Raw genomic sequence first — 25671 nt, 5'->3', positions numbered from 1 at the left:
ATCATTGCGGCCAAAACCATTTATCTGCTCATGCCAACGCCCCCGTTTGCCGCCCTCTTCGATATGGACGGCGTATTGATCGACAATACCGACTTTCACATCAATGCGTGGCTGCAATTTTCGCAGCATCACAACAACCCGATCACCAAAGAACAATACATCGACAACATCAATGGGCGCGTATCGGCAGATGCTATGGCGTATGTGCTTAAACGTACCGTTTCGGGTGAGGAATTAGTAGCCCTGACCGAAGAAAAAGAAGGTATTTATCGCGATTTATATCGTTCACACCTGCAACCGGCACCTGGTCTGCTGGCGTTTTTAGATGTTCTGAAGGCTGCCAACGCCCGGCTTGCCGTTGGCACCTCGGCTCCTGCCAGTAACGTTGATTTCACGCTCGACGGGCTAACCATCCGCAACCGCTTCGACGCCATTGTCGATGCCAGCATGGTTCGGCATGGCAAACCCAACCCCGAAATTTACCTGACAGCCGCCGGGCGCGTGGGCGTATTACCGGGCCGTTGTGTTGTGTTTGAAGATGCCTTTGCGGGCATCGAAGCGGGTCTGCGGGCAGGCATGACCGTTATCGCATTGGCAACGACACACACACATAATGAATTGCAGGATACCGGCGCAGCCTTGATTATAAACGATTTTACCGAACTAACCGTGGAGCAATTGCTGGCGTTGCTCGATGAGGAATCGAATTAATTCGACCCCTTACTGAACAGACCCGGCCCGACAAACCGTATCTTTGCCCCACCAAAAATGGCACAGTATCCAATGTCTCTTGTTCCCGCCCGCGAGGGCTTTTTCTTTCCGGCTGAGTGGCATCCGCACGTAGCAACCTGGCTTAGCTGGCCGCATACCGAAGCGTCGTGGACGCGCGACCGGCAGGAGCTGATGTTTCCGGCCTATATCGACTTCATCAAAGCCATTGCCGAAAGCGAACACGTGTGTATCAACGCGCACGATGAAACCGTGATGCAGGCGGCCAACATGCGGCTACTGCTGGCCGGGGCCGATATGAGCCGCATCACGCTCCTGCCCCACCCCACCAACGATTCGTGGTGCCGCGACCACGGCCCGGCATTCCTGATTAATCCCGATACCAACCAGCGGATGATTGTCAATTGGGGCTATAATGCCTGGGGCAACAAATACCCGCCCTACGACCGCGATGACCTGATTCCGGTGCAGATTGCCCACTACCGCCAGTTACCCTATGTGACGCCGGGCATCATTATGGAAGGTGGTTCGGTGGAGTTCAACGGAGCCGGAACCGTGCTGACAAGCCGGGCCTGCCTGCTCAATCAGAACCGCAACAGCCATCTCAACCAGGCTGATATTGAACAGTATCTGTGCGATTATTACGGTGTTCAGCAGGTGCTCTGGGTAGAAGAAGGTATTGTTGGCGATGATACCGACGGGCATATTGATGACACAGTTCGGTTTGTAAACGAAGATACCGTTGTAGCCGCTTACGAGTCGAATCCCAACGATGACAATTACCCATTTTTGCAGGACATTCACCGCGAACTCCGCGAGATGCGGCTGCTAAACGGCAAACAACTCAACATCGTTGAACTGCCCATGCCCAACCCTGTCGTGAGCGATGGCCTGCGGCTCCCGGCTTCCTACGCCAACTTCCTGATTACCAATGGTGCCGTAATTGTACCGACGTTCCGCTGTGCTAAAGACCAGCCCGCGCTCGACATCATCGGGCAGTGCTTTCCAACCCGAAAAATCATCGGTATCGACTCAACCGATATTGTTTGGGGATTAGGCAGTTTCCACTGCCTGAGTCAGCAGGAGCCTGTCTGAACCAGGATTAGCCAGGATTTACTGGATTAATACAAGATGCTGCGCTGCGCTTAATTGCCCGAAACTACCCGAAGCTGTTTGGGACACAAGTCCCGGACCCGATAATACCGGACATTTGTCCGTCTAAGTAAATGGGCGGGTAAATACCCGCTATTAAGTAGTTCGGAACTTATGTCCCGAACAGCGAAGCGTAAAATCTTGTATTAATCCAGTAAATCCTGGCTAATCCCGGTTCAGATGTACAACAACAAAACGTTCCGCTCTGTCACGAATACGGCCAATGGCGAAGTAGGCAATGAGACCTTGTTCTACTATCGCCAGCAGGGGCAAATTGTTTGGGCTGACTATAGCGGGGGCAGTATCGTCAAAGGCTTCCTCATCGCCACGGTGCAGAACGATAATAGTTTGAATATGCGGTATCAACACGTTAACAAGCGGGGCGAACTGATGACGGGCCGCTGCCAATCTACACCCGAAATTCTGCCCGATGGCCGCATTCGGCTTCACGAACGCTGGCAGTGGACCAGTGGCGACGGCTCGGCGGGCGAGTCTATTATTGAAGAAGTTTTAGCGCATGAACTATAAAATCCAGCCAATCTTTGTAAGCCTGTTAATCCTGGTTCAGACATCCTGCACCCGCCCCACAGCCCTCACGGCGGAGTTGCAGCCCCGGTCGTTGCAGGCGGTGAACTTAGAAGAAAACATCAGCCGACGCGACGAACTGATGCTGGCTTACACGCTAACGAGTTACGACGCAAAAAACAAACCCGTCGGCGTAGTAAACGGCGGCTGGGGCGTTGAAACCGTGCAGAAAGGCCAGCAACTCGACTTGAGTGGCGGCACAAACCCAGCCCAGTCGATTCGGCTCGAACTGCCCCGCAACGGGCGCATGGTGGCGAGTTTAGTGCTCATTGAAGTCGATGAGTACGCACGGGCGCAGCAGATGCTCGAACAGGTGCGAAAGATTCACAACATCGTGAGCGTTCCGGTGTCGCTGGTGCTGACGGCTACCGAGGTGCTGACACCGCTCAAATATGTCACGGCAGGGCTGTGGGCATCGGGCGTAGGGTTGAAATTAGTCGATCAGCTTGACAGCGACGACTTGCTGGGCCAAAGCAGCGTGGAGGTGCAGGAAGCCGACCTGCGTAGACAGAAAAAGACGCGCATGGAGGTTCCTGCAATCTTTACGGGGCAACACATGAAAGATGCATACGAGTACAGGCTGGTATATGATATTACGCTCAAAACCGTGCAAATTCGGCCCGTTCGCCAATAAGTGACCCGCCCGAAACGTTCTATTAAACGAATAATTTTTCCCCATTTATGCGCCAACTCACCGGCGGCTTTCTGGTAGCTCTTGCGGTTGCAGCCTGTAAAACGGCAGCACCGGTTGTTCAGCAGCCCGCTCCTCCGCAGCCTGTTATCCTGAAATTAGGCCAGAAATCGTTTACAACCGACGATTTTTTTCAGTCGTTTACCAAGAATCAACTCTCGACTGACTCGGCACAGCGGACCGATATCAAGGACTATTTCGACCTTTACACCAACCTGAAATTAAAGGTACTGGCTGCTGAAAGCGAAGGCTACGACACTACCGAAGCCTTTCGGGAGGAGATGAATACCTACCGCAAACAACTGGCGCAGTCATACCTGACCGATAAAGTGCTGGTTGAATCGCTGACGGCTGAAGCATACCAGCGTATGCAGCAGGAGGTCAATGCATCGCACCTGCTGATTAACGTACCCGAAGACGCGGCACCCACCGATACACTCACGGCCTACGAATCGGTGCAAACGCTTCGACGGCGGGCTACCAGCGGGGAAGATTTCAGCAAGCTCGCCCGCGAGTTCTCGCAAGATCCTACTACCGCGCCCAATGGCGGCAACCTCGGTTATTTTACCGTCTTTTCGGCGATTTATCCGCTCGAAACGGCAGCTTACACCACCCCCGTCGGGCAGGTGTCGCCCCCCGTCAGAACGCGCTTTGGCTATCATCTTGTGCGCGTCAACGACCGCCGACCCAGCCGGGGTAAATTGCGCGTAGCCCATATTCTGGTACGGCTCAGCCCAGGTGCCGACGTGCCGGGGCAGCGGGTCGCCGAAGAGCGCATCAATACGGCCTATGCCCGCCTACAGAAAGGAGATCGTTTTGAAGACGTTTGCCGGGAGATGTCGGACGATGTAACGTCGCGGCAGAACGGCGGTCAGCTACCGCCTTTTGAGACCGGGCGGCAGGTGCCTGCTTTTGAGGAAGCAGCCTTCTCGCTCGTCAATCCGGGCGATGTTTCCAAACCGGTGCGGACGAACTACGGGTGGCACGTTATTAAACTACTCGAACGGCAGGGCGTCCCGGCTTACGCCGACCTGGCCCCGTCGCTGCGGCAGCGCGTTACGACCGACACCCGCGCCGACGTGCTGCGCCAATCGGCGGTGCAACGGCTTCGGCAGGAATACCCCGTTCGTGAAGATAAAGCTGTACTGACAGCCGCGCTGGCAAAGGCCGACAGCAGTTTGCTGCGTGGTCGGTGGCGATTCAGCGAACCGTTAGACGAGACGTTGCAGAACAAAACCCTTGTGACTATTGGCGGTAAAGACCATACCGTTAATCAGTTTTTCGACTACGTGCGGCAGCGTCAACAGCCACCGCGTAATCCGGCTTTAGCCGCTACAGCCACCGATCCTACGCCCGCAGCGGCTGGCTCCCCACCCGTTGCCATGCGCCGGTTGTTCGACCGGTTCATAGGCGATCAGCTTATTGCCACCGAAGAAGCGAACTTAGAAAAAAAATCACCCGAATTTCGGTCGTTACTGGCTGAAATCCGCGATGGTGTGCTCTTGTCGCAGATGATGGAAAAGAACGTTTGGGAGCGTTCGATGGCCGACACGACGAGTCAACGGCAGTATTTCGAGCAAAACCGCGCCAAATACACGCTTCCCGAACGCGCCGTTGCCACAATTTTAGTAGCTAAACACGATACCCTGATTCGGCAGGCTACAGAGCGGCTAAGCGGTAAAGCTCCGTATCAACTCCGGCGTTCGGCCCCCGACCTGACATTTGAGAAGGGTCAGACAACGCTAACGCCCAATCTGCGCGAATCGCTGTACGACGTGCTGGTAGCAATGACCCGTAACCCCGATTATGTGGTTGAAGTATCCGGTTCGCACGACCCGACCGAACAGGACTCGGTATCGGCAGGGCGCATCCGGTCGGTGGTTAGCTATTTACAGACACGCGGCATTGCCCTAAGCCGCATCATGGAGAAAGACTATCAGGGCGCACGACCCGGCAGCAGCGGTGCCGCACAGCGTCGGGTGGGGCTTCAGTATTTTTCCAACGCCAAAGCCGATGTAGTCAACGTATTGAACAACAAAGCCTTGCAAACAAGTGGCAATCCGAACGAACCGGCCATCAGTCTTGTCGAAGGCGTCTTTGCTCAGGGGGCTAACTCATACGTTGATGCCATTGAGCAGTGGAGACCCGGCACTACTACGCTCCGGCGTAACGACAGCGTGATTGCCGTTCGTATTGACCGTATTGAACCGGCTCGTGCCAAAACATTCGCCGAAGCGCGGGGCACTGTTATCAACGACTATCAGGCCGTACTGGAAAAACAATGGCTGGCTCAACTCCGGCAGAAGTACCCGGTTAACGTGAATGAGGAAGAAATCAGGAAACTGATGAAGTGATAAATCGTTAAAAAACATTAAAACAGAGCCGCTTGCGGCTGAATTGCGTATCTTTAAAACATGAAAAAAGTACTAACCAACACGCTGATTCTGTTTATGGGCTTTTTTGCCATAGCACCCGCTTTCGGGCAGGGACAAGGCATTAGTCTGAACAAAATCATTGCGAAGGTCGACAACTATTACGTGCTGAAGACAGATCTGGAAGAAGCGTACCAGTCTTACGTTGGGCAGAATCAAACACCCCCGCAAAAGTGTCAGTTACTTGAAAGCCTGGTTATCAACAAAATGATGCTCGCCAAAGCCGAAATCGACTCGGTGGTGGTTGAAGACAAACTGGTTGATAATGAACTCGATTCGCGGATGCAGTATATGATTCAGCAGTTTGGTTCAGACAAAAATATCGTTGAAGCATACGGTAAAAGTTTAGAGATGCTGAAGAGCGAACTGCGCCAGCAGGTGAAAGACCAGAAGGTGGTGCAGAAAATGCAGCAGAAAATCACCTCTGATATGAAGGTGACACCCCGCGAGGTAAAAAAATTCTTTGAAGAAATCCCCAAAGATAGCCTTCCGTACATGCCCGCCGAAGTTGAAGTCGGCCAGATTGTTCGTTTTGCCAAGCCAACCAAAGAGCAGAAAGATGCCCTTAAACAACGTTTGCTCGATATTAAAAAGCGCGTTCAGGACGGTGAAGACTTCGCCAAATTAGCCAAAGAATTTTCGGAAGACGTAGGCTCGGCCCAAAATGGGGGCGACCTCGGTTTTGCCAAGCGCGGTATGATGGTGGCCCCGTTTGAAGGTGCGGCCCTGAAACTGAAACCCAACGAGATGTCGGACGTAGTAGAGTCGGACTTTGGTCTGCACCTGATTCAGTTGCTCGAAACGCGCGGAGCCGAATACCACGCCCGGCACATCCTGCTTCGCCCCGATTATAACCGGCTGGATCTTGCCGGCCCAACGAAATATTTAGACAGTCTGCGGGCACTGATTGTAGTGGACTCGCTCAAGTTTGAAAAAGCGGCTAAAGAATACTCCGACGATAAATCGACTGCCGATGCCGGTGGTTTGCTGCGTAACCCCGAAACGGGTAGCTCGCGGCTGGCAATGGACGGATCGATGGAATACGCCATGTTTCAGATGCTCGATACAATGGCCGTGGGCAGCATCTCCAAACCTTTAGCCTACCGCACTGAAGATGGTAAAAGTGCGGTACGATTGTTGTTTTACAAAAGCAAAATTGCCCCTCACACGGCTGATTATAAACTCGATTTCGAGAAGTTGCAGAACATTGTGCTGACCAACAAAAAGAACCGCGCTATTGATGAGTGGTTCCGCAAATCGGTTGCCGATGTGTACATTACCGTCGATCCTGAGTTCAGTAGCTGCCGCATTTTTGGCACCACGCAAAACAGCGCGGCCCAGGTCGGCGGGGGCGGCAATTAGTGATGAGTGATAAGTGATGAGCGATGAGTTTGGTTGCCCATCACGTATAAAACTCATCACGCATCTCTCATCACTTATCACTTAAAAAACTGTGCCTTACTCATCCGACGTAGCGGCTGCTGAAGCCCTTTCCCATTCATATCAGAAGCTTAAATCCGAAATTTCTAAAGTTGTTATTGGTCAGGACGACACCGTTCGGCTGCTGCTGACGGCCATTTTCTGTCAGGGCCACTGCCTGTTGGTGGGCGTACCGGGGCTGGCAAAAACGTTGCTCATCCAGACCATTGCCAGCGCATTGCACCTCGATTTCAATCGGATTCAGTTCACGCCCGACCTGATGCCGTCCGATATTCTCGGCTCCGAAACGCTGGATCAGGAACGCAACTTCAAATTTATTAAAGGGCCTGTTTTCGCGAACATTATTCTGGCCGACGAGATTAACCGGACACCCCCGAAAACACAATCGGCCCTGCTTGAAGCCATGCAGGAATATTCGGTAACGATTGCCGGGCAGAAATACCCGCTGGGTCGTCCGTTTTTTGTGCTGGCAACACAAAACCCTATCGAACAGGAGGGTACGTATCCGCTGCCCGAAGCGCAGTTAGACCGCTTCATGTTCAATATCTACCTCGATTATCCATCGTACCAATCGGAGTTGGACATTGTGAAAAGCACTACATCGGATAAGAGACCAGACGTGCAGCGCGTCATTACGGGCGACGAAATTCGGGAGTTTCAGCAGTTAGTGCGCCGGGTGCCGGTAGTTGACAATGTGGTTGAATACGCCGTGTCGCTCGTGCATAAAACCCGACCCAACACTGAACGCGGTTCAGCCGATGCCAATCAATACCTTGAGTGGGGTGCGGGGCCACGAGCTTCACAGGCACTGATTCTGGCAGCTAAATGCAATGCTCTGCTCAACAACAAGTATTCACCCGATATTGAAGACGTGCGGGCGGTGGCTATGCCTATTCTGCGCCACCGTATCGTGCGAAACTTCAAGGCAGAAGCCGAAGGCATTACGGTTGAACAGTTGGTGAAACGGATGATGTAACACGAAAATCAATAGCCTATCTGCCAAACTGATTCTGCGGCCACCCTCACTCCTACCTGCTGCCCTGCCCGCAGGCCGTGGCGGTTTGTGAGCGCACGAACGCATACGTAACGCGACAGTTCGACATCAACTTCGGAGAAACTTCCCCGGAAGAATACCGCACGCACAGTACCCACTACGCCTGTATCATCGAACATAATCGCTTCAGGGCGCAGGCAAACCAACGCGTCGGGGTCGTCGGTTTTGGGCAAGCCGAGGGCGGGCAAATGTTTCGCTTTCAGTATGTTGGCGGTGCCGGTCATTCGGGCAGCATAGGCTGTAGCGGGTTGCCGGTAAACGTCGAAAGGCGAACCAAGCTGAACAAGTTTCCCATCGCGCAGGATACCGAGCATATCGGCAATGGAGAGTGCGTCGGTGGCGTCGTGCGTGACGAACAGGCAAGTCATATGATCGTGCTGAACGAGATCGAACAGCAGGTCGCGGACAATGAGTCGGTTGGGTAAATCAAGATGACTGAACGGTTCGTCTAACAACAGCACTACACCCGCGCTACCCGGCGAACGGTCGGCCACAGCACGGGCAATGGCCGTGCGCTGTTTTTCGCCCCCCGACACCTGACGTGGCAATCGATGCTGCACATCGGTCAGGCGGCAAAGGCGGAGCAGTTCGTTCACCCGGAAGTCGCGGTAGTTTTTCTCGTAATAGCGCAGCGCGAAGGTGATATTTTCGCGAACCGATACGTTCGGCATCAACTGGTACTCCTGCGGCACGAGCCGAATTTGCGGGTGGCCCGGCACCAGCTTCTCACTTGGCCCTACTACGCGTTCATCGTTGAATCGCACCTCACCCGCGTCGGCATCGGCCAAACCCGCCAGCAAATTCAGCAGCGTACTTTTACCGGAACCGCTCTCGCCCACCAGTGCCATAATCCGCCCCGCATCAAGCGTCAGCGATACGTTCCGCACGGCCCGCACGTCGGGGTAATATTTGGTCAGTTTGGTGGCGGTGAGCAAGTTATTTTTTCGCTAAGAAAATCAGAATCAACACAAATAGTACGAAGAGTGCGATAGCGATACCCACCTTCAAGGCCGATTTTGGCCGATTGCCCGCTACCCGCCCCGTTTGGCCGTTGATAAGAAACCGGTATGATTTGCCATTATAAACGTAAGCGCACACCCACAGCGGCAGCAAAATGTGTTTGAAGGTTTGCTGGCTGAGCCGGGTCGATACGCGTAGGTTGCGCTGCACGTCGCCCCCCATCTGATTGGCGCAGGCATTTTCTTCGCGTTGGCGAATGGCGGCTTCGGACTGTTGGGCACTCTCGGCCACATCAATGCTATACACTTCGGCCTCCCAGCCCAGCAAAAAACGCGGGTCATAGTCTACAACCTCTTTGAGGTCGTACTGACTAACTTCCACTACATTATTCAACTGACCGGCTAATTGCCGGGAAGCCATTTCCAATACATCGTCGTAGAATGCTGAATGATAGCCATTTCGGTATTCCCAGCGCACCCGCCGTTGCTGTTGTTGCACGGTGCCGCCCTTACCATCGGATACCGAGACAGGGACGTGGTAATAAAAACCGGCCTCGCCCTGCCAATCTGAATCGGCCTGTGCATCGAAGGTCCAGAATGGAATGTAAACGCCCCGGATATTATCGGGTATGGCACCAGCTTTCAGGTCGGAGGGCGCAAACCAGTCGTCGCCAACCCAGCCTTTGAAGCGTTCGAGAGCCTGTTGTTTCGAGAGCCGAAAAGGTACTACTCCGGCGGGTTCAATCAGGCGAGTCGTAACGGCTTCTGGATTTACGTTTTTTGTCCCGCAAAACGCACAGGTAATCGTCGGCTGATCGGTTTCGACGGTGGTACGCGCACCGCAGTTGGGGCAGCCGAACACCCGTTTCTCCCGCGTAGCTGCCAGCGACTGAAAGCCGGTTTGAGCCGCATGAAGGGGCCGCTCCTGCAATTTTTCTTTGGTGAACGGAATAGCCTCCGTGGTGCCGCAGTGAACGCAGGCAAGTTGTTGTTTCTCCGGCGAAAACGTTAACTGAGCACCACAGTTGGGACAGGGAACGCGAAACGAATCGATCTGGGCAGACATTTCCATACAGGCAGCAACGCGGGCGTCAGAGTTTAGCCAGCAGTTCGGCTTTTTTAGCCGCAAATTCGTCTTCGGTCAGCACACCCGCGTTTTTCAGATCGGCCAACTGTTTGAGCAATTCCATTGTTTTGGTCTTCTCATCTACAGCAGGCTGCTGAGGCTGAGCGTTTTGGGCGTTGGTGTTACCCATAAAATTACCCAATCCACCCATCAGCACAGCCGCACCACCGACTCCGCCCTCTTCGGCGGCTTTTTCGAGCGCAACCCCGGCCTGAAACTGCTGAAACCGGGCCATGTCGCCCGCCATGTTCATCTGCGTAGTTTTGTCCAAAAACGCTTCGACTTCGGGCGGCAGACTGGTGTTTTCGATGTAAAACTTCGTCAGTTCCAGCCCATAAGCCGAAAAGTCGTCCTGCAAAACTGGGCGGAGTTTCTCACCCAATTCCTGGTAGTTACGCGACAGATCGAAGACCGACACGCCCAGTTCGGCCAGCGTATCCGAAAACTTACTGACGATAGCCGTGCGGAGTTGTTCTTCCAGATCGCCCAGCCGCACCACGGGCGTTGTGCCGCCAAACTCTTTAATGAACCTGCCTCCGTCGGTAACACGCAGCGAAAAAACGCCAAATGCCCGAATACGTACCTGCTTCAGTTCGGGGTCGCGCACGATGATCGGATTCTGCGTACCCCATTTCAGATTCGTAAACTGCTTGGTCGAAACAAAGTACACATCGGCTTTGAACGGCGACTCGAACCCGAACTTCCACGACCGCAGCGTGGTCATGATTGGCATGTTCTGGGTGGTGAGTTCGTAGCGGCCCGGCGGATACACATCGGCAATCTTACCCTCGTTCATAAACACGGCCATCTGCGATTCACGAACGGTTAATTGCGCTCCGTATTTGATGTTGTTGCCGTTGTCGGGAAATTTCCAGATAACCGTATCGGTCGAGTTATCGACCCAGTCGATAACCTCAATAAACTCGTTGCGAATAAAATCAAAAAGGCCCACGCGACTGTAGGTTTAAAAGATGAAATTCGTGCTTAAAAATTCAGATTTGTGCTGACTGACAATCTCGTTCAGAATATGTTTATTGGCAGGTGTGTCTTTCGTAGCCACTGCCGAGCGAATGGAGAATGAACGTAGCGCGTCTTCTACCGAGAGCGTTCCTTCGGCAGAGTCTTTGCGACCCGTGAACGGGAACGTGTCCGGCCCCCGCTGACACTGAGCATTGATGTTGACGCGGCTCACGAGTGTTACCAACGGGTCGATGAGCCGGGCAATGGCGTCAGTATCAGTACCAAAAATACTGGCCTGCATCCCATGGTCGTCGGTGATGAGGTATTGGATAAACTCCTCTTCGTCGTCGTAAGCCACCACCGGTATTACCGGACCGAACTGTTCTTCCCGGTACAGTCGCATTCCTTCCTGCACTGGATACATTACCGCCGGGCGGAAAAGTGAAGCCACCGTGTCGCCACCGCCTTCGTTTTGGATGGTAGCCCCTCCGGCCTCAGCATCGGCAATAATATCGGCTAAGTATTTGGTTTTGCCGGGTTCAGGCAAGGGCGTAATCTGCGCGCCATCGACCCACGGCATACCGGGTTTGAGTTTGCTTACTTCAGGGCAAAAACGGTTCAGAAACGCATCAACGACGGAACGGTGCGCCCAGATAATCTTGATGGCCGTACATCGCTGCCCATTAAACGATAGCGCACCTAACAGGCATTCTTTCACGGCCACGTCGAGGTCGGCATCGGGCAGAATGATGGCCGCATTTTTGGCATCAAGGCTCATAATCGAACGCAGCCGGTTTAGTTTAGGATGATGTCGCTGCAACTCGTCGGCCACGCGACTGCTACCGATAAGGGTTAGCACATTGACCTTACCCGACTGCATCACGGGCGGCACCACGTCGGCCCCGCGCCCGTAGAGCGAGTTAATGACGCCTTTCGGGAAGCTGGTTCGGAAGGCTTCGAGCAGCGGGTAATGCAGCAATGAACCGTGTTTGGGCGTTTTAAATAGAATGGTATTGCCCATCAGAATCGTCGGAATCAGCGTCGTGTACGTTTCGTTGAGCGGGTAATTGAACGGTCCCATTGCCAGCACCACGCCGAGGGGTGACCGCCGAATCTGCCCAATCACACCCTCTTCGATCCGAAACCTCGACGAGTTGCGGTCCATGTTTTTGAGCGTGTCGATAGTGTCGTAGATATACTTCACCGTCCGGTCAAATTCTTTGGTAGCATCGGCGAGGTTTTTGCCGATCTCCCACATAATCAGGCTGATAACTAACTTCCGCTGATCGAGCATTTTGCCCACGAAGGTTTCCATGCAGGCAATGCGGCCCGCCACCGACATCTGCGGCCATTCGCCCCGACCGTTATCGTAAGCGGCCACGGCAGCATCGAGGGCTTCCATTGCCTGTTCGGGGCCACAGACCGGGAAGCTACCAACGAGCTGACGTTGCAGCTTTCCGTCTGCATCGGGCATACAGATGGGCGAATACACATCGGATAGTTTGCCTTGCCACGGGCGCATCTCGCCATTGAGCAGGTACTCGCGCTGGTGGACGGGTTCAATCTGAAACTCGGCAGGAATCTGCGAAGCGTTGACAGGAAAAAGAGTTTCTAACGGAATAAAGGTAGTTTGAGACATACAGTTGGTTGTATTCACAAATCGAAAGATACAATAACCGTAAACTTCACCATTCAGTTGATGAATTACAACTCAGGAAAATTATTGATTTATCAATTCACACGTCGCCGGAAAAGAGCAAGTTTGGTTCAATGCCTGTTTTCTTCCTTTAACGTTGCGAGAAAACTAACGACATCCCGGATTTCGCGCTTGGTAAGCAGATACTTCATATCGGGCATACTCGATGGGGAGTAGGTGATTTTACCAATCTGATCTTTGCGAATGACGGCATCGGGGTCGTCGCCACTCTTCAGCACAAGTTCCGTATCAGTCTCGCGCTGCACAATCCCGCTCAGCGTTTTACCACTTTTCAACTCAACAGTGGCCGTACCATAGCCGGGAGCCAGCCGCGCGTCGGGGTTAATCACCGCTTCGAGCAACTGCTGACGAGTCAGGCGGCTGGCAATACCATTGAGCCGGGGACCTGCGTTACCACCCAGATCATCGTAGGCATGGCAGCGGATGCACTGCGCCGTTTGATGCCGGAAGAAAACACGTCGGCCCTGATCGGGTTCGCCCCCGTATAAACTGGCCTGATACGATGCCAGCAGCGCGTCGGGCGATTGTTTCGCCAAAATCTCGTTATAACGCGCTATCAATGGGGCCGATTTCGTGGCCGTAATGGCTTCATCAAGTTCGAGCGAAATCTCTACAGGTATTTTATTGGCGGCCAGATCGTTTAGTAACTGATCGAAAACGGGTTTCGTATTGGCAATGGGCAGTTTTCCGAGCGTTACCAGCGCGGCCTGTTTTTCTTCGTTAGAATGCGTTTTCAGCACCTCGGCCAGTTGCGTCACCACCTGTGCTTTAGGCATATTGGTTTTGCCGATCAGGTCGAGTGCGGCAACCCGCACCCGCTTGTCGGTATCGTTCAACGCTGTTTCGATGGCCTGCCCAATCTGCCTGTCGTTAAGCGCAGCTAAGGCCCGTAGGGCTTCTACCCGAATCTCGGCTTCGCGGTCGGTTTTCAATCGGTCGAACAGCACAGGACTCGCCGTATTGAGCGATAACCGGCTAATGGCCCGAATGGCACTCCGGCGGAGGGGTTGTTCGGGATTTGTTGCCAGCGACGCATAGAGTGGCCCCGACTGCGCTTTTACCACTGCCAGATCACGCGTGACCGGCCCACGATACCGGCCATCGACCCGGTCGAGCAGCGATGGTTTGGCCCAGGTGCTGAGAGCGTCCATTGCTTCGGCACGCAGCGCAGCCGGATTTCCATCAGCGTTCGCGTATCGAATCAGGTTTTGTAAGGCGTCGGGCGTACCGACACGCAGGTTGGCGTTAATGGCCCGACGGATGAGTGGCTGGTTGGAAAACCGGGTGGTAGTCAATAGTGTACCCAAAGCAGGCAAGGCTGCCGGAATTGAAAGGTCGTCGTTGATGCCACGGGCGGCTTCGGTCACAATAAACTCGTCGCTGTCGGCCAGAAACTGCGCAATGCCGGGGTGACTCATCCGACGCAGGGCCACCACAGCCGCAATCCGCACGGCCCGCGAAGGGTGTTTCGCCAGTGCGACAACGGGTTCAGGTTTACCGATTCGGGCCAGAGCCAGGCTACCGGCATGGCGCAGGTAGGTATCGCCGTCGTTGTTGGCTTCGAGCATCTTAATCAGGGGCTGAATCGCCGGAGCATGGGCAATGCGTCCGAGGGCTTCGGCAGCAAAAAAACGAACGCGGCTGTTGGCATCGGTCAGCATCGGCACCAACGCCGTGCCTGCCCCAGCGTAGCGAATGTCGCCCAGCCACCGGGCCGCCTGCGCCCGAATTTCGGGGTCGGAATCGGTCAGCAGAGGTAATAAGCGTTGGGCGTACTTCGCATCTTGCCGGGCCAGTTGGCTAAGTCCCCAGATGCCATGCACCCGCGCCAGTTGATTACCGGTTTGCTGCACCATCTGCCCCAGCACGGTAGCCCCCGCTGCCCCGCGCTTCACCAGTTCAAACTGGGCTTTCAGGCGAACGCGCATATCGGGATTTTTGAGATGGTTGCCCAGGTCACTTACCGACGTTTTGCCGAAATCCTGCGCCAGCAGTTTTTTGGTCTGTGCGCGTTCGGTCCAGGCGGCTCCATCTTTATCATCGAGTTTCCAGATGCGACCATAGTCTTTGGTTCCCCAGCCATTAATCCAGTCGGCCACGTACATCGCCCCATCGGGGCCGAAGTCTAAGCCCGTTGCCAGTACGCCACCCAGAATTTTCTTGTGCGTATCCAGTTCAAAACCAGCCCCTTTTGGTTTCAGTGTAAAGGCATGAATGCCCGACTGCGCCGGACTGCCCACGAATTCGGCGATGAAGAACGTATTTCTATATTTGGGACTAAGTGCCGTACCGGGGTTGTAGAGCATCCCCGTTGGGCCGCTGACGAAGTTGGCAATGGGTGGCAGAAAATAGGCCGCCTGCCCGTCGAAACGGGGCTTATACATCTGCTCATCCATCCAGACTTTATACGTATTGTTGAGCGGATCGCGGTATTTGCCGTATTGCCAATTGCTCCGCCAGCCCGTATCCGACCCGTTGACGATGTATACCAACCGCTCTTTTTCGCCCGGATGGTCGCCGTCGTTATCTTCGCTGATGAGGTTGCCGTATTCGTCAAAAACAAACTCGTGGGTGTTGCGAACGCCATGAGCAAACACTTCAAAGTCGCTGCCATCGGGGTTAGCCCGCACCACCACTCCGCTGTTGGGGTGTTCCCACTTACGCCCGTCCGGGCCTTTGCCGTTAAACCCAATGTCGCCAATCTGCCAGTATATCCGACCGTCGGGACCCATTTCTACCCCCGACAGGCCGTGGCCACTGAAACCAATATGCACCCCGTAGCCGTGCGAAAGCGACTTTTTCTCATCGGCAATGCCATCGCCGTTTTTGTCGCGCAGCCGCCAGAGGTCGGGTGCAACCGCCACGTAGAGGTCGTTGCCATCGGCCAGCACGCCCCCCATCACATCGGTTGTTTCATCGTGAAAATCTTCGACCGATAGCCGCGAAAGGTCGGCCACTCCGTCGTTGTCGCTGTCTTCGAGCCGAAACACCTGCTCTTTCTCAACGGTCATGTCGCGCCAGTCGTGCGAACCATCGCCGTTCACATCGGTCAGCCATTCGTTTTGCTTACTATTGGCCGGCGACAGCACCCGGCGCAGGAAGGCCTGCTTATCTTCAACCGTCTGAAGCCGATTCGACTCAATCTCCCAATCCTGATGTCCGCGAATATCGAACTCCGAATTTTTCTGGCGGTTGGTGCGGGTGTAGTACAGCCGACCAAGATCGTCGATGTCGATGGCAATGGGGTCCATGACCAGCGAATCGACGCCCCACACACTGAGCGTCAGCCCTTCGGCGAGTTGCGGCTTCACCAACGCTTCAACCGCCTTTGCCATGTCGGCGGCTTTTTGGGGAGCCAGCCGTTTAATGCGTCGGCTAATCGGGTCATCCATAAAGCTGGCGAGGCCCATCCAGGTGGTAAGGCACAAAACAGTCAGCGGAAGTATTGACTGACGAAGCCGGGAGCGCGGTATTCGGTTCATAAGGCAAACAAATGACGAATTGCTGATAGATGTTCAGACAAAGCATCAAAACGTCCTTTATTTACCCGTGCTGCGAGATGATGTATACGTGGCAAATGGAGTTATTTATGGCATATTGCTGACGCGAGTGAGACGCAAAGGGTTGCGTCTCTACGCGCCGGACAGTCAAACGTAGAGACGCAATCCCTTGCGTCTCACTCGCGTCAGCAATACGCCATAGATAACATAAGAGATAGTATTGTAATTTTCGCCGTTTTAACCTGTGTATTCCGCTTTAATTGCACCTATAACAGCATAGCTGCCCCGAAACAACGACTGAACCGGAATTGGCTTGTAGAGCCTCTAATCACGTCGGTAAGATAAGAGCCACTCTACAGGGTGGCTTTTTGCTGGTGATAAGAATCTATTTTCCGAATTCCTATCCACCATAAAAGCCAAAAGTCGTAACCAATTGATTTACAATTAGCTACGACTTATAGGTTGTACCGGGAGCCGGACTCGAACCGGCATGTCCTTGCAGACAATGGTGTTTGAGACCATCGCGTCTACCGATTCCGCCATCCCGGCATGTAGAATCGATTTTTTACCCTGTAAAGAGCAAAGCGTTCGTCAAACGTGGGTGCAAAAGTAGCGTTTTGCGGGTTGGTTTCCAAATCAAAACAAAAATCTAATTTATTCTTCGCCATCAGGCTGTCAAAGCTTGGAGAATAGTTTAGGCGTTGTAAGTTCGTAGCCAACTCATTAGCTTTACTTTTGTTTCTGCTTACTTTTCCGTATGACATCTGTGTACTCGACGAACAGCTCGCAACCGATTCCTGCTCTTTTAGCTGATCTACTGGCTCAGTCACCCCACGGTGTGATTGCCTACGAAGCTGTCAGGCAGGAAAACACAGGCAATGCCAGTAACCCAATCATTGATTACCGCACGCTTTACGTTAACCCGCAACTGATTGCCATTACCGGCTATTCGACCGAAGAACTTTACCAGCGCATGTTGTTCGAGCGGGCACCGTATGCCCGTGTCCAGGCCAGTCAGTTCCGGGAATTGACCGAAGAAGGAAAACCATTCGATTTTTTGTATTTCAACGAACGGTCGGGTCGGTGGCTGAACGTACAAAACCGATCACTAACGGGGGGCTTCTTTGCTACCTTTCAAGACGTTACTGATCTGGAAGAAGCCAAAAGCCAGCTTAAAGACCAGGCTGTGCGGCTCCAGCAGCAGGCCGAACAGGCTACTCAACAGCAAACGTTGCTGAAAAGCGTGCTGGATACATCGCCCAGCAGCATCACCGTTGAGCGGGCCGTGCGCGACGAAACCGGGCAGATCATTGACTTTCAGGCGACTCTGATTAACGCTGCCGCCTTGCAACTAGGTGGGCATTCGGAAGAAGCCGCGCTGACGAAGCGCATCAGCGAACTGAATCCAAACTTCAAATCATCGGGTTTACTCGATGCGTATTGCCGTGTACTTGAGTCAGGTTATCCGCTCCATCTCGACGTATTCTATCCGCCTGCCAATAAACACCTCGAACTGCTGGCGACCCGGATGGACAGCGATCACATTGTGGTGTTGTTTAACGACATCACACAGGCGAAACAGTACGCTGATGATCTGCGCCAGAAAAATACACTGCTCGATGGCATTTTGCGCACGTCCGATAGTTCGATTGTGGTGTACGAAGCGGTTAAAAACGATTTGGGCCAGGTTCAGAATTTTCAGATCATTCTTGCCAACGATGCCGCCACGCGAATGAGCGGTCGGTCGCGTGAGGAGGTGATTGGCCGGTTGCTGACCGACTTATATCCAGTAACGCAGGTAGACGGCATGTGGAATCAGTACATGCAAGTGTATAATACTGGCGAAATATTCCGGGGTGAACATTATTACAATAGCGTTGACCGATGGTTCGATGTAACGATCAACAAATTAGGCGACGGCCTGGTGGCTACTTTTAATGAGACCACCCAAATTAAGTGGGTTCGGCAGCAGGTAGAAGAGCAGGCGCGGCTTTTCGACAGCGTCCTGGAAAACATGACCAATGGACTCACAATACTGGAAGCCATTCGCGACCAAAATGGTGAGGTAGCCGATCTGCGCTACGTTCGGGCCAGCCGGTCGGTTTTGCAGGATACTGGTCTGACCGAAGCACAAACCCTGAGCAGCACCGTACTCGCCCTATTTCCGTCTGTGAAAGAAACCGACTACTGGCGGGCCTATCAGGAAACACTGCGAACGGGAGTACCTCAGCGTTTTGAAGTGCACTATAAGGGCGAGGGCTTGGATAATTATACAGATAATTGGATCACTCGCTTAGATGAGAATCGTATTATATCCGTGTATTCGATCATCAATGAGCAAAAGAACGCCCTGCAACGGACCGAGCAGTTAGTGGCCGATTTACAACGGTCGAATGCCAGTCTGGAACAGTTTGCCTATGTTGCCAGCCACGACCTACAGGAGCCGCTTCGTAAAATTCAATCGTTTGGAGCTATTTTAATTGACCAGTACAGTCATTCGTTATCCGAAGATGGCGTCGATATACTGCGCCGGATGCAATCGGCAGCCAATCGAATGAGTTTGCTCACCCGCGACCTGCTCACGTTTTCCCGCTTGGCGAGCCAACAGGAGCCATTTCAGCCCGTTGATCTGCAAGTGCTTGTGACAGAGGTACTGACTGACCTGGAGATCACTATTCAGGAGAAAAAAGCGCGTGTTATTATCGGGGCCGATTCTCCACTACCCACCCTGGCTGGTAATGTCTTTCAACTCCGGCAGCTTTTTCAAAACCTGATCAGCAACGCGCTAAAATTTTCCAAACCGGGTTTACCTCCACAAGTTACGGTATCAACTCGTATTGTTGAAGCCAGTTATGTGCCGATTCCTCCGCATAGCCGGGCCAACAAAACATGGGCGACCATTGCCATTTCAGACAACGGGATTGGCTTTGCACCTGAGTTTCAGGAGCGTATTTTCCAATTATTCGAGCGGCTGCATGGGCGCAGCGAATACGCCGGAACGGGCATTGGGCTTGCCATCTGCCGAAAAGTAGCCGAAAACCACGGCGGCACCATCACAGCCCAAAGTCAGCCAGGTCAGGGAGCTACGTTCACAGTGTACCTTCCTTTGGGAGTTGTAGGGTTGTAATGTTGTACTGTTATAGAGTTGCGTCGAACGAGTAGAACGCGGCAGCAACTTTACAACCCTACAACCTTATAACTATACAACTTCACTCGTACCTCAGTGCTTCGATTGGGTCGAGTTTGGATGCCCGAACGGCGGGGTATATCCCTGAAAATAAGCCGACTACCACGCACACTACTAAGCCGAGGCTCATCCAGCCCCACGGCACCACAAAACCGCCTTCGCCCTGACTAATTAGCAGGGCTATCAGGTTGCCGATGCCTAACCCAAGCACCACCCCGCCTAAACCACCCAGCAGGCAGATAACAATGGCCTCGATCAGGAACTGCTCCCGGATGCGCTGTGGCGTGGCACCCAGCGATTTACGGATGCCAATTTCGCGGGTGCGCTCCGTTACCGACACAAGCATGATGTTTAGCAGCGCAATCGATGCGCCCAACAACGTGATAAAACCAATGCCAAAACCACCAATACGTAAATAGCCGGTTATACTTTCAGTTTCTTTTGCCAGATCATCGGCACGCTGAATCTCGAACGAATCGGGCTGACCGAGCTGGTCGCGCCGAACGAGTCGCATAGTACCGCGCGCTTCACCCACGGCCTCGTCCTGATCCGATACCGTTGGCACCGACGCCGTGATGTCGAACGTTATTTTCTGCGTACCCGCCAGTGCGCGGGCATTATCCAGCGGAATCAGAATAACCCGGTCAGCATCGCCCCCCGAAAAGCCGCCTTTTTTTGCCAGGACGCCCACAATTTCGTACTGATTGCCAGCTACGCGGATAGCCTTCCCCAGCGGGTTTAACTTTTTCTCGAACAGCGTATTAGCAACTTCGCTACCCACAATGGCTACGTTTCGGGCCGACTCCAGGTCGTTAATCGAAACATTGCGACCACTTTGCAGAGTGTAGCCTTTTACGGCCATATAAGCGTCGTCAACGCCCGTTAGCTGAATGTTTGGATTTGTTTTTTTCGAGCCAAACTTGGCCTGTGCCGTACCCGCAATTACGGTCGAAACAGAAATAGTAGCCCCGTAGGGAAACCGGCGTTTGAACTGTACGGCGTCGAAGTAATCGATGGGTTCGTCCTGCTTCTGTACGCGCCCACCCCGCCGAAACGCATCCTGCCGGGCCACAATGCTAAATGTATTGGCCCCCAGCCCTTCAAAACTGCTGTTGACTGAATTTTGAATACCATCGATAGCCGTCAGAATGCCTACCAGCGACGTAATGCCAATGGCAATAATCAGCGATGTCAGAATAGTCCGCAGTCGGTTTCCGGCAATGGAGCGCAGCCCTTCACGTATATTTTCAATCAGGTTCATATATGACAAATAGTTGAATGGTTAAATGATTGACTTGTTGAATGACATCTTGCGGCAGCTCATTCAATCACTCAACCACTCAATCATTCATTCACTGAAAACTCTGCACAATTCTTGCTTATCTTTCGTTATGACAAAAGTACTGAACGCTTGCTTACGGAGAGAACCAATGAAACGGCTGTTGTTACCGCTTATCCTGTTTTTAGCACTGACCGGACCGGTTTGGGCGTCGCGCATTCTGATTCCAATGGACGATGCCCAACGGAATCACCTGAAAGCCTACGGCATTGCCTATTGGGTGCTAAAAACCCACGACACCGAGATCGATTGGCTGCTCAACTACCGGGGTGGGTCGTTCATGATGCCACAGAGTCAGGCTTTTATCAATGAAATGGTGATTCGCGGGGTTAGCTACGAAGTTATTTCTGAAGCGCAGGCCGGGCAGATTTTAGCTGAAATTGCTGCTGCCGATGCCAACATGGACGCTGTGAAGCTGCAAAAGCCGCCTAAAGTGGCCGTGTACTCCCCCAAAACCAAACAACCGTGGGACGATGCCGTGACGATGGTAATGACCTATGCCGAGATTCCGTATGACGTGGTATTTGACGAGGAAGTAATGAATGCCAAACTGCCCGAATACGACTGGCTGCACCTGCACCACGAGGATTTTACAGGTCAGTTTGGGAAGTTCTTCCACTTCAAGGATCAGCCGTGGTATATCGCCCAACGCATTGAAGCCGAGACTATTACACGAAAGTTTGGTTTTTCGAAAGTGCCGCAGCTGAAATTAGCCGTTACGCAGAAAATTCGTGACTTCGTGCTGGGCGGGGGGTATCTCTTTGCCATGTGCAACGCCACCGATACCTACGACATTGCTCTGGCTTCGCACAATACCGATATTGTCGATAGCTTCTACGATGGCGATCCTGCCGACCCCGCCAGCAATAACAAGTTAGATTTTTCGCAGACGTTTGCCTTTCGCAACTTCCAGATTTATACCAACCCGTACCTGATCGAGTTCTCGAATATCGACAATCAGCCCGAAGAACGTGGTCTGAGCGAACACAACGATTATTTCACGCTGTTTCAGTTTTCGGCCAAGTATGATCCCATTCCAACCATGCTGACGCAGAATCACCTGAACGTCATCAAAGGATTTATGGGGCAGACGACGGCATTTAAAAAGAATTTGATTAAGCCCGAAGTGGTCATTATGGCCGAAAATCGGTCGGCGGGCGAGGCCCGGTACATTCACAGCCCATACGGACGCGGCTTCTTTACGTTCTACGGCGGCCACGACCCCGAAGATTACCGCCACGAAATTGGCGAAGAACCCACCGACCTGAATCTGCACCCCAACTCAGCCGGTTATCGCCTGATTCTGAACAACATATTGTTTCCAGCAGCTAAGAAAAAGAAGCAGAAAACGTAAGAAGTTATTACACAGAGATTCACCAAGAAGAAAGAGATACACAGAACCTGTTTTCAGTAGCAAACTCCGTGTATCCATTTTTCTCGGTGAATCTCTGTGTAATAACCTGTTTATCCACTACAGCTATACTGTATCAATACGAAAACCAGTCGGCTACCATCGCGTCGCGATTTCGGCTTTCCAAGTCTCGTTCCAGATTATCGGGCAGTTTCGGAAAAAAGTCGATACCGGTGAGCCGCTCAATCTGGTCAACGGGTACTACGAACGTCCGCAACGAGGCATCCGATGGCTCATTGCGGAGCAAAAAACCAATCATCCGAATGTCGGGCTTGTTACAGTACAGAATCACTTTATAAAACTGCTCGGGCACACTTACTTCGGTAGTGCGACCAATGGTTTCGAGGCCCGGCTTCAACACGGCCCCCGTCACCACGTACAGCCCATTATCGCGTCTGGCCCAGGCCCGCACCAATTCTTCGAGTTCACGCCAGATGCCCCGGTTGAACTGCGGAACCTGGGGCGAAATATTACTCATATAAAACGTCTCGCTCATCATCCGCTGCGAATACTTGAAATCGCCGGCGGGTGCCAGATGACCCCGGTCGTAGCCAGAACGCGTATAGTCAGATGTCAGGGCCGTGCCGTTGCGTACCAGCGGGTCGGGGCGAAACTGCTCACGGTCGCGCTCGGCATCGCCCGATAGTTCGATTGCCAACAGCGGGTATGCGACCCAATCGGCTACTTTATATTCATCGCGGTAGTGTAGTGTGTAACCTTCGTGTTCGACCAACGTCCCCTCGGCTTTGGAAACAGGCAATATAAAACCAGCCTGCTTTTCAAAATCGAACCGGGCATTGCCCGATTGCTCCATCTCAACCTTGTTGCCCGAATTAGTCTCGTCCGATGCTTCGTCGCTGGCTTCGCTCGCGTCGTTGGCCGGATTCCTGCGCCGGTCGTCGGAAGCTACGTCTTCGTTGGGTTCGGGAGCTTTGTATGGGTTGCGTTCGGGCCGGTCTGCGTTCGACGGGCCAATGCCGATGATCCGCCGAATGTCGTTCCAAAACGCCACAACCGGCTGAGTCCGACCGCCATAATGCAGAAACAGGCCGATCAGAAAAAAGATGAACAATAAAACGAGCGTATTGCCGCGTAGCCGGAAGCCCCGGCGAACGTAGTGTTTTGGTGAGGGCATGGCGTAAAAATACGAACTACAAGTGGCAAACTCCTGTTAAAAACGCATGTCATCGTTGCACATTGCCGTTATTGGTGGAGGAGCCGCCGGTTTTTTTGGTGCCATTACTGCCGCCGAAACGTTTCCAGACGCCCACGTTACCATTCTCGAAAAAAACCGAACCGTTCTCAACAAAGTCCGCATTTCGGGCGGAGGCCGCTGCAACGTCACGCATGCCTGTTTCGATAACCGGCAATTGCTCAAACACTATCCGCGTGGCGAGAAAACGCTGAAAAATTTGCTGCCCACCTTCGACGCTTCAGCAACTGTGCGCTGGTTTGAAGACCGGGGAGTTCGGTTGAAAACAGAGGCCGATGGCCGAATGTTTCCAACCACCAACACGTCCGAAACAATCGTCAACTGCCTGCTCGATACGGCCCGACAACTCAATATCAACGTTCGGACAAGCTGTGGTGTCGATACGCTGACACACGACCCGCGCGGCTGCTGGCAGTTGCATCTGCTGACGGGGGAATCCATCACTGCCGACCGGGTGCTGATTGCTACGGGCGGTTATCCGCAACTACCGGCCTACGGCTGGCTCCCCGAACAGGCCGAACCGTTGATTTTCCCCGTACCATCGCTGTTTACGTTCAACGTCCCCGACAGTTTTCTACTTCCCCTCGCGGGTGTTGCCGTACCCGACGCTCAGGTGTCTGTTACGGGCACGAAACAGGCGCAGCGCGGGCCGGTGTTACTTACGCACTGGGGCTTCAGTGGCCCGGCGGTGTTGCGGCTGTCGGCGTGGGCTGCCCGCGAATTGGCCGAACGCAATTACCAGTTTACGCTCCGTATCAACTGGACGCCCACCCTGAACGACAACACCTTACGGGCCGCTTTGCAGGCGTTTCGGCAGCAGAACGGGCGAAAACAGGTGGTGTCGCAGAACCCATTCGGCCTGCCCTCGCGACTCTGGACGGCTCTCGCCAGCGAATCGGGCATTACCGACACCCAACGCTGGGCCGACCTGCCCGCCAAACCCCTAAGCCGACTGGCCGAACGGCTGATTAACAGTCAGTTTGAGGTAGTAGGCAAAAGTACGTTCAAGGAGGAATTCGTTACCTGTGGAGGTGTTGCGCCGGGCGGTCTACACCCCGATACGCTTGAAAGCCGCAGCCATCCGGGCTTGTTTTTCGCGGGCGAAGTGCTTGATGTTGACGGCATTACGGGCGGCTTTAATTTCCAGAACGCCTGGACCACCGGCTACGTGGCAGGTAGACACATTGGGAATTAACGACTCAACATTTCCCGCGCCGTTTGTTCGTCGCGTTTGAGTTGTTCTACCAAGGCAGCCAACCCGTCGAATTTCTGTTCGGGTCGTAGAAACTCACGGAACTGTAAGGTCATATGCTCGCCGTAAATATCTTTATCGAAATCAAAAATGTACGTTTCGATGGTTTGGTGCGTTCCAGCCACGGTTGGGCGAAACCCGATGTTGAGCATACCGCCGAGCGTTTGCCCGGCATACAACACATCGACGGCATACACACCATTGGCCGGAATCAGCTTCACCGGATCATCGACCTGCATATTTGCCGTAGGAAAACCGATGGTTCGGCCTAACTGACGGCCTTTTACAATGGTGCCGGTCAGGCTGTAGGGTCGGCCCAAAAACAGGTTGGCCGTGTGTATGTTACCTTCACCGAGGGCGGCCCGAATTTTTGAGGAACTAACGCCCACGGCGTCAATGTCCTGTCGGGGAATTTCTTCCACCTCAAAGCCGTATTCGTGCTGATGCGCCCGGATGTAGTCGAAGCCGCCTTCGCGGTCGCGCCCGAATCGATGGTCGTAGCCAATGACTAATTTCTTCGTTTCGATTTTTTCGATCAGAATCTGGCGGATATATTCTTCGGACGTGAGCTGCGAAAACGAACGCGTAAAGGGAATTACGATCAGGTGATTAACGCCCGCCTGTTCGAGCAGGGTAATTTTCTCTTCGAGCGTTGTCAGCAATTTCAGATCCTGACTGTCGTTGGAGACTACCGTTCGGGGGTGGGGCCAATACGTAATCAACGCCGATTCGCCCCCGCTGTTTTGGGCGGCTTCGGTGAGCCTGGCAAGAATGGTCTGATGGCCGCGATGCACCCCATCGAAGGTGCCGCTCGTAACAACGGCGTTGGCTATCGGTTGAAGGTCGTCGAGACCACGGTGAATACGCATTCTTCAGGAGCGAAAAGTGAAAAGTAATGGGTGAACATGTAAAACAACCCAACTT

At 53.4% G+C, this 25671-nt stretch carries 18 protein-coding genes and 1 tRNA gene; 10 read left to right on the top strand and 9 right to left on the bottom strand.

Annotation, left to right across the window (positions count from 1 at the left end):
- Positions 1 to 30: 30 nt before the first annotated feature.
- From AWR27_RS06665 to AWR27_RS06635, 7 genes are all read left to right on the top strand, one after another.
- Positions 31 to 711 carry an HAD family hydrolase gene (locus tag AWR27_RS06665; protein WP_077133843.1) on the top strand — a complete coding sequence of 227 codons (681 nt, stop codon included), beginning with the start codon at positions 31 to 33 and terminating at the stop codon, positions 709 to 711.
- A gap of 72 nt (positions 712 to 783) precedes the next feature.
- The gene (locus AWR27_RS06660; protein ID WP_077133842.1) at positions 784 to 1824 is read left to right on the top strand and encodes an agmatine deiminase family protein; all 1041 of its coding nucleotides are present in this window, start codon (positions 784 to 786) and stop codon (positions 1822 to 1824) included.
- Positions 1825 to 2061: 237 nt separating this feature from the next.
- Positions 2062 to 2409 carry an avidin-fold protein gene (locus tag AWR27_RS06655; RefSeq protein WP_077130471.1) on the top strand — a complete coding sequence of 116 codons (348 nt, stop codon included), beginning with the start codon at positions 2062 to 2064 and terminating at the stop codon, positions 2407 to 2409.
- Positions 2399 to 3100 (top strand): hypothetical protein, encoded by a 702-nt coding sequence (locus AWR27_RS06650; RefSeq protein WP_077130470.1) that lies wholly within the window; start codon positions 2399 to 2401, stop codon positions 3098 to 3100. The genes AWR27_RS06655 and AWR27_RS06650 overlap by 11 nt, the downstream gene beginning before the upstream one ends.
- A gap of 47 nt (positions 3101 to 3147) precedes the next feature.
- Positions 3148 to 5511 (top strand): peptidylprolyl isomerase, encoded by a 2364-nt coding sequence (locus AWR27_RS06645; RefSeq protein ID WP_077130469.1) that lies wholly within the window; start codon positions 3148 to 3150, stop codon positions 5509 to 5511.
- Positions 5512 to 5571: 60 nt separating this feature from the next.
- A complete protein-coding gene (locus tag AWR27_RS06640) occupies positions 5572 to 6951 on the top strand; it encodes a peptidylprolyl isomerase (protein ID WP_077130468.1) in 1380 nt (459 codons plus the stop codon).
- 91 nt (positions 6952 to 7042) lie between these two features.
- Positions 7043 to 8005, top strand: coding sequence for an AAA family ATPase (locus tag AWR27_RS06635; RefSeq protein WP_077130467.1), 963 nt, complete (start codon positions 7043 to 7045; stop codon positions 8003 to 8005).
- An 8-nt stretch (positions 8006 to 8013) separates the two neighbouring features.
- Here AWR27_RS06635 and AWR27_RS06630 read toward each other — a convergent pair whose 3' ends face one another.
- The 6 genes from AWR27_RS06630 to AWR27_RS06605 form a co-directional block, all read right to left on the bottom strand.
- A complete protein-coding gene (locus AWR27_RS06630) occupies positions 8014 to 9018 on the bottom strand; it encodes an ABC transporter ATP-binding protein (protein WP_077130466.1) in 1005 nt (334 codons plus the stop codon).
- A gap of 1 nt (position 9019) precedes the next feature.
- Positions 9020 to 10114: a TFIIB-type zinc ribbon-containing protein gene (locus tag AWR27_RS06625; RefSeq protein WP_077130465.1), complete on the bottom strand. Its 1095-nt coding sequence runs from the start codon at positions 10112 to 10114 to the stop codon at positions 9020 to 9022.
- 19 nt (positions 10115 to 10133) lie between these two features.
- Positions 10134 to 11120, bottom strand: coding sequence for an SPFH domain-containing protein (locus tag AWR27_RS06620; protein ID WP_077130464.1), 987 nt, complete (start codon positions 11118 to 11120; stop codon positions 10134 to 10136).
- Between the two features lie 12 nt (positions 11121 to 11132).
- Positions 11133 to 12767 (bottom strand): NADP-dependent glyceraldehyde-3-phosphate dehydrogenase, encoded by a 1635-nt coding sequence (locus AWR27_RS06615; RefSeq protein ID WP_077130463.1) that lies wholly within the window; start codon positions 12765 to 12767, stop codon positions 11133 to 11135.
- Between the two features lie 128 nt (positions 12768 to 12895).
- The gene (locus AWR27_RS06610) at positions 12896 to 16255 is read right to left on the bottom strand and encodes a HEAT repeat domain-containing protein (protein ID WP_418346635.1); all 3360 of its coding nucleotides are present in this window, start codon (positions 16253 to 16255) and stop codon (positions 12896 to 12898) included.
- 555 nt (positions 16256 to 16810) lie between these two features.
- Positions 16811 to 16894 (bottom strand) — tRNA-Leu (locus tag AWR27_RS06605).
- A gap of 208 nt (positions 16895 to 17102) precedes the next feature.
- On the opposite strand from AWR27_RS06605, the gene AWR27_RS06600 reads away from it, so the two are divergent.
- The gene (locus AWR27_RS06600; RefSeq protein WP_077130462.1) at positions 17103 to 19472 is read left to right on the top strand and encodes an ATP-binding protein; all 2370 of its coding nucleotides are present in this window, start codon (positions 17103 to 17105) and stop codon (positions 19470 to 19472) included.
- A gap of 82 nt (positions 19473 to 19554) precedes the next feature.
- On the opposite strand, the gene AWR27_RS06595 is transcribed toward AWR27_RS06600, so the two are convergent.
- Positions 19555 to 20793 (bottom strand): ABC transporter permease, encoded by a 1239-nt coding sequence (locus AWR27_RS06595; protein ID WP_077130461.1) that lies wholly within the window; start codon positions 20791 to 20793, stop codon positions 19555 to 19557.
- A 169-nt stretch (positions 20794 to 20962) separates the two neighbouring features.
- On the opposite strand from AWR27_RS06595, the gene AWR27_RS06590 reads away from it, so the two are divergent.
- Positions 20963 to 22225 carry an asparagine synthetase B gene (locus tag AWR27_RS06590; protein WP_077130460.1) on the top strand — a complete coding sequence of 421 codons (1263 nt, stop codon included), beginning with the start codon at positions 20963 to 20965 and terminating at the stop codon, positions 22223 to 22225.
- Between the two features lie 133 nt (positions 22226 to 22358).
- On the opposite strand, the gene AWR27_RS06585 is transcribed toward AWR27_RS06590, so the two are convergent.
- A complete protein-coding gene (locus AWR27_RS06585; RefSeq protein ID WP_077130459.1) occupies positions 22359 to 23417 on the bottom strand; it encodes a DNA/RNA non-specific endonuclease in 1059 nt (352 codons plus the stop codon).
- A 46-nt stretch (positions 23418 to 23463) separates the two neighbouring features.
- Here AWR27_RS06585 and AWR27_RS06580 point away from each other — a divergent pair, with 46 nt between their 5' ends.
- A complete protein-coding gene (locus AWR27_RS06580; RefSeq protein ID WP_077130458.1) occupies positions 23464 to 24690 on the top strand; it encodes a BaiN/RdsA family NAD(P)/FAD-dependent oxidoreductase in 1227 nt (408 codons plus the stop codon).
- On the opposite strand, the gene AWR27_RS06575 is transcribed toward AWR27_RS06580, so the two are convergent.
- Positions 24687 to 25616, bottom strand: coding sequence for a bifunctional riboflavin kinase/FAD synthetase (locus AWR27_RS06575; RefSeq protein ID WP_077130457.1), 930 nt, complete (start codon positions 25614 to 25616; stop codon positions 24687 to 24689). The two genes, AWR27_RS06580 and AWR27_RS06575, sit on opposite strands and share 4 nt — an antisense overlap.
- Positions 25617 to 25671: the final 55 nt, after the last annotated feature.

It is taken from the genome of Spirosoma montaniterrae, from assembly GCF_001988955.1.
Lineage (GTDB): Bacteria > Bacteroidota > Bacteroidia > Cytophagales > Spirosomataceae > Spirosoma > Spirosoma montaniterrae.
Note: the sequence above shows the minus strand (reverse complement) of the source record. Positions and strands in the feature narration are given on the sequence as shown.

Excerpts from the sequence above, each read along its gene's own strand:
- AWR27_RS06610 (WP_418346635.1), bottom strand. The coding sequence starts at position 16,255 with ATGGGCCTCGCCAGCTTTATGGATGACCCGATTAGCCGACGCATTAAA.
- AWR27_RS06590 (WP_077130460.1), top strand. The coding sequence starts at position 20,963 with ATGAAACGGCTGTTGTTACCGCTTATCCTGTTTTTAGCACTGACCGGA.
- AWR27_RS06600 (WP_077130462.1), top strand. The coding sequence starts at position 17,103 with ATGACATCTGTGTACTCGACGAACAGCTCGCAACCGATTCCTGCTCTT.
- AWR27_RS06665 (WP_077133843.1), top strand. The coding sequence starts at position 31 with ATGCCAACGCCCCCGTTTGCCGCCCTCTTCGATATGGACGGCGTATTG.
- AWR27_RS06625 (WP_077130465.1), bottom strand. The coding sequence starts at position 10,114 with ATGGAAATGTCTGCCCAGATCGATTCGTTTCGCGTTCCCTGTCCCAAC.
- AWR27_RS06660 (WP_077133842.1), top strand. The coding sequence starts at position 784 with ATGTCTCTTGTTCCCGCCCGCGAGGGCTTTTTCTTTCCGGCTGAGTGG.
- AWR27_RS06575 (WP_077130457.1), bottom strand. The coding sequence starts at position 25,616 with ATGCGTATTCACCGTGGTCTCGACGACCTTCAACCGATAGCCAACGCC.
- AWR27_RS06645 (WP_077130469.1), top strand. The coding sequence starts at position 3,148 with ATGCGCCAACTCACCGGCGGCTTTCTGGTAGCTCTTGCGGTTGCAGCC.
- AWR27_RS06585 (WP_077130459.1), bottom strand. The coding sequence starts at position 23,417 with ATGCCCTCACCAAAACACTACGTTCGCCGGGGCTTCCGGCTACGCGGC.
- AWR27_RS06640 (WP_077130468.1), top strand. The coding sequence starts at position 5,572 with ATGAAAAAAGTACTAACCAACACGCTGATTCTGTTTATGGGCTTTTTT.
- AWR27_RS06655 (WP_077130471.1), top strand. The coding sequence starts at position 2,062 with ATGTACAACAACAAAACGTTCCGCTCTGTCACGAATACGGCCAATGGC.
- AWR27_RS06580 (WP_077130458.1), top strand. The coding sequence starts at position 23,464 with ATGTCATCGTTGCACATTGCCGTTATTGGTGGAGGAGCCGCCGGTTTT.
- AWR27_RS06595 (WP_077130461.1), bottom strand. The coding sequence starts at position 20,793 with ATGAACCTGATTGAAAATATACGTGAAGGGCTGCGCTCCATTGCCGGA.
- AWR27_RS06650 (WP_077130470.1), top strand. The coding sequence starts at position 2,399 with ATGAACTATAAAATCCAGCCAATCTTTGTAAGCCTGTTAATCCTGGTT.
- AWR27_RS06615 (WP_077130463.1), bottom strand. The coding sequence starts at position 12,767 with ATGTCTCAAACTACCTTTATTCCGTTAGAAACTCTTTTTCCTGTCAAC.